We start from the raw sequence: 4,070 nt of genomic DNA, 5'->3' as shown, positions 1-4,070 counted from the left end.
GAATGGTGCAGCACCGTTTATCGCAAATGAAATAAAAAAACAGATCCCGGATGAAGAAACCGATGCCAACCTGAAACGCACCATTGCTCATGGTATAGCGAATGCCGCCCTTGCACTGGCCAAAGGTGAGAATGTTGCGGCGCAGGCGACCGGGGCGATGACAGGGGAAGCCATCGGTATACTGGCCGAATATATCTACAACAAACAGCCGGGTGAACTGACAGAACGGGAAAAAGAGAATGTCAGTGCCTGGGCAACGCTGGCGTCAGGTCTTGCCGGTGGTCTGGCAGGCGGAGATACACAGAGTGTGGCGAACGCAGCCCAGGCAGGAAAAACAACGGTTGAGAATAATTATCTGAGTAGTTCTCAGTCCGTCGAATTTGATAAAGAGCTGACAAACTGCCGGAAATCCGGAGGGAACTGTCAGAATGTTATTGATAAATGGAAAAAAGTCAGTGACGAGCAGAGTGCCATAGTTGATGAACGTCTGGAAAGTCATCCTTTAACAGCTGTGGGCTGGGATAAAGAGGTTGCCTTAGGCGGTATTGATATGACAGAGCGTCCTGGTTGGCTAGGAAGTATTGGCGCTGATGTCATGACCAGTGATGAGGCAAAAGCTTACGTTCAGCAATGGAATGGTCAGGATTTGGCTAAAATAGACATGAATAGTCCGGAATGGATGAAATATGCGCTGTTTGTGTCAGACCCTGAAAATCAAGTGGCAGTGGCTTCATTAGGTCTATTGGCAAAGGATATTGGCGTTGCAGCTATTTCCTTTATGCGTCGCAATACAGCAACAGCCACAGTCAGCGCTTCAGAGATCGGGTTGAAGTGGGGTCAGGGTAATATGAAGCAGGGGATGCCGTGGGAGGATTATGTGGGAACCACACTTCCGGCAAACTCGCGATTACCGCAAAACTTTAAAACGTTTGATTATTATGATGAAGCATCAAGAGTTGCTGTAAGTGCTAAATCAATGGATACCCAGACGATGGCAAAACTGGCTAATCCCAATCAGGTTTATTATTCGATTAAAGGAAATATTGATGCGGCAGCGAAATTTGAGAAAGCATCACTTTCTGGCGTTAATATTGACTCATCAATGATTGCCAGTAAAGAGGTGAGATTGGCTGTCCCTGCCAATACGACGAAAACTCAATGGACGGAAATAAACAGGGCTGTTGAGTATGGCAAAAGTCAGGGTGTTAAGGTAACGGTAACTCAGGTGAAATAATATGAATAACATAGTAAAAACGGCATGGGCCTCTGTAAAAGCGAATGCAGATTTTATCTGTGTTGAAACTTATTCTGGTTACAGTAGTAATCGATGTGATCCTCAAGGAGTTCAGTTACTGAATACACCTAATATTGGTGATAATGAGTTAGGTATTATGGTGAAGAATGCGTTGGCTCATAGTCGCTTTGTATTACCCGCGCCCCGTACAGATGTATGGATACACCCTGAAGCAACATTCGATATGGAGCTTTATGACTTTAAGCGTACAGCAGAACGCTATGCTGATTGGGTAAAGAAACTCATGAAGCAGTATGGTTATAAAACTAAAAAAGCCTTATTTAAAGGTATGAAAAGCTGTGATATCTCTTGTGCTAACGGCGTAATTACAATCTCACCATCGCGCCATGAGAAGCTGGAAGCATGGGGAGCTACCGGACGTGGCGGTAGCGATAATGTCATTTTGCCAGCAGATAGTTCACCTGAAGAGATCGGCGCTGGTCTCAGGCTGGCGCTGAGTCGATGTATTGGTTAGTTATTATTTTTCCATGTTATGGAGGTCGGGATGCTTGGTTTTAGTGTTGGTCTGATCATGTTAGGGTTCGTGGTGTTCTTCCCGGTTATTTATTTAATCGGCTATGGTTTTACTTATTTTGATTCGTGGCGGTTAGGTAAGGAAATACCTCAGCATAAAATAAAAGTTAATGTCGTGCTCGGTATTATCCTTGGGGTCATATTGGGCGGGGTTGCACAGCATATATGGGATGGCCTAAATGGCTGTATGCAGCTAGGTTATTCCTTTGGTAAATGTTTTTTAATGTTAGATAAAATGTGAATAAATTAAAAATTGATAGAATAAATCCCGGCCTTGCGCCGAGATCGTCATTAAAAGTACCTCAGAACTTAAACTCCGCCTCAATCACCAGCCGGCCCAGCGCCGGGATCTTACTGCCTGCCGTCAGGCTTACCCACAATGCCCGTTCCCGCGTTTGATCACCGGCAGATCGCCGGTGATCAAACGCGCCGGGGAAGGAGTTAAACCACTGGAGCATCTTCGGCCTGTTGACATGCGTCACGCTCAGCCCCTCGGCGCAGCCCCACAGCTCGCGGCTGTTCTGGGTGGTGATGACGATGCAGTCGGGCATCACACGGATTTTAACCTGCATCCTGTCAGTAAATCCCGCCTGTTCTATCCACTCGTCGCGTAAAAATATCGCCTTATGCACGGCCCGGCTGTAGAACTCACAGCGGGTGGTGGTTGCGGCGCTTCAGTTGTACACGGTTCTGACTTACAATTGCGTTTAGCCATAGTAACTACTCCTGACCCTTGCGCATAAAGCAAGAACTTGTGTTGGTGATGAATGTCAGAAAGTTATCCGTGACATGGTAGATACCAATGTTCGTCAACAGGAAGAAATTAAAGCTGTTTGCTCTACATTTCCAGAGCAATGCCAGCAACAGTATGGCTATCTGGTTGAGCAGTGGGAAGCCTTTGATACAGCCATCAAACAGCAATGGAATGGTCAGGATTTGGCTAAAATAGACATGAATAGTCCGGAATGGATGAAATATGCTCTGTTTGTGTCAGACCCTGAAAATCAAGTGGCAGTGGCTTCATTAGGTCTATTGGCAAAGGATATCGGCGTTGCAGCTATTTCCTTTTATGCGTCGCAATACAGCGACTGCGACTGTCAAAGCATCAGAAGTTGGGATTCAATGGGGCAGGGGAATATAAAACAAGGAATGCCGTGGGAAGATTTTGTAGGTAAATCGTTACCTGCTAATGCCCGTTTACCGAAGAATTTTAAAACTTTTGATTACTATGATGGTGCAACAAAAACAGCAATAAGCGTCAAGTCTATGGATACGCAGACAATGGCAAAATTAACAAATCCTAATCAGGTGTACAGTTCGATTAAAGGAAACATTGATAGTGCAGCTAACTTTAAAGGTTATACGCTATCTAATACACCATTAACACCAGGATGATTGTTAATAAAGAAATTCAGTTGGCTGTTCCTGTGAGTACAACTAAAATACAGTGGGCGGAAATTAACCGTGCTATTGAATATGGTAAAAGTAAAGGCGTCGAAGTTAAAGTGACGCAGGTGAAATAAATATGAAATTTAATAAAGATCAGGATTACTGGGCTAGTGTGTATTGTACAAAAGAATTTTTACTAATTGAAACGCAATCAGGTTTCGGAAGAACTAGTTCAGATCCTCTCTTCCCTCCTCATTTATTACAGCTTGATGCTAACGATCAATGTGTTGGTGAAGCCGTCTTACAAGCATTATCAAATAGCAGAACATTGGTTAATTTAGAGGATCGCATTGTTTTTTTTGACCGTGAAAAAGGAAAAGAAAAATACACGGCATGGATAGAAATGTTGATGGATAGATATGGATATAAAACAAAACGAGCATTATTCAAAGATATGAAACATTCTATTATACATCTTACAAATGGTGAAATTACAATATCGCCAATGCGCCATGAAAAACTAGAAGCTTGGGAGGGACTTGAACTGTCGGAGAATGTTATTATTACTGTTGATAACTCTCCTTCTGAAATCGGTGAAGGTCTCAGGCTGGCGTTAACTCGTTGCAAAGATTAAACAGAGAATCCCGTCCATTGTGGCGGGTTTTTTGTATACAGAAAAAATCTTGGTCAGGCTCAGAGATATTTGCTCTACGTTTTTGGGAGCAGATAAGACAACACCAGCTGGGATTTTTGCTGATAGAGAGGGTTTTGATATTACTGTCGGGAAACTCATCCAGTTGCATGGCTTTGTTATCGCTTTATACCACGCATGCGACTGTCCCTGAGGGTAAAT

6 protein-coding genes and 1 pseudogene are annotated in these 4,070 nt (G+C 43.7%); 5 read left to right on the top strand and 2 right to left on the bottom strand.

From position 1 onward, the window contains the following. From PR833_RS20095 to PR833_RS20085, 3 genes are all read left to right on the top strand, one after another. The coding region (locus PR833_RS20095) for a VENN motif pre-toxin domain-containing protein (protein WP_272526469.1) at window positions 1-1,234 on the top strand (1,234 nt) is incomplete at its 5' end. Between the two features lies 1 nt (window position 1,235). Then, window positions 1,236-1,769: a contact-dependent growth inhibition system immunity protein gene (locus tag PR833_RS20090; protein WP_001764993.1), complete on the top strand. Its 534-nt coding sequence runs from the start codon at window positions 1,236-1,238 to the stop codon at window positions 1,767-1,769. Window positions 1,770-1,799: 30 nt separating this feature from the next. Then, window positions 1,800-2,069 (top strand): hypothetical protein, encoded by a 270-nt coding sequence (locus tag PR833_RS20085; RefSeq protein WP_001764994.1) that lies wholly within the window; start codon window positions 1,800-1,802, stop codon window positions 2,067-2,069. Between the two features lie 61 nt (window positions 2,070-2,130). Here PR833_RS20085 and PR833_RS20080 read toward each other — a convergent pair whose 3' ends face one another. Then, window positions 2,131-2,460: a SymE family type I addiction module toxin gene (locus tag PR833_RS20080; protein WP_242370573.1), complete on the bottom strand. Its 330-nt coding sequence runs from the start codon at window positions 2,458-2,460 to the stop codon at window positions 2,131-2,133. 157 nt (window positions 2,461-2,617) lie between these two features. Between PR833_RS20080 and PR833_RS20075 the strand changes: the two are divergent. Together PR833_RS20075 and PR833_RS20070 are read left to right on the top strand one after the other, a co-directional pair. Continuing rightward, window positions 2,618-3,351, top strand: a pseudogene (locus tag PR833_RS20075) (hypothetical protein). A gap of 2 nt (window positions 3,352-3,353) precedes the next feature. Then, window positions 3,354-3,851 (top strand): contact-dependent growth inhibition system immunity protein, encoded by a 498-nt coding sequence (locus PR833_RS20070; RefSeq protein WP_001764998.1) that lies wholly within the window; start codon window positions 3,354-3,356, stop codon window positions 3,849-3,851. Here PR833_RS20070 and PR833_RS20065 read toward each other — a convergent pair. Further along, window positions 3,831-4,070, bottom strand: a 240-nt coding sequence (locus PR833_RS20065; protein WP_272526468.1) for a hypothetical protein, incomplete at its 5' end; no start/stop codon positions are given. The two genes, PR833_RS20070 and PR833_RS20065, sit on opposite strands and share 21 nt — an antisense overlap.

It is taken from the genome of Providencia sp. PROV189 (assembly GCF_028480065.1).
GTDB lineage: Bacteria > Pseudomonadota > Gammaproteobacteria > Enterobacterales > Enterobacteriaceae > Providencia > Providencia stuartii.
Note: the sequence above shows the minus strand (reverse complement) of the source record. Positions and strands in the feature narration are given on the sequence as shown.

Coding starts and splice junctions, on each gene's coding strand:
- PR833_RS20090 (WP_001764993.1), top strand. CDS start 1,236: ATGAATAACATAGTAAAAACGGCATGGGCCTCTGTAAAAGCGAATGCA.
- PR833_RS20085 (WP_001764994.1), top strand. CDS start 1,800: ATGCTTGGTTTTAGTGTTGGTCTGATCATGTTAGGGTTCGTGGTGTTC.
- PR833_RS20070 (WP_001764998.1), top strand. CDS start 3,354: ATGAAATTTAATAAAGATCAGGATTACTGGGCTAGTGTGTATTGTACA.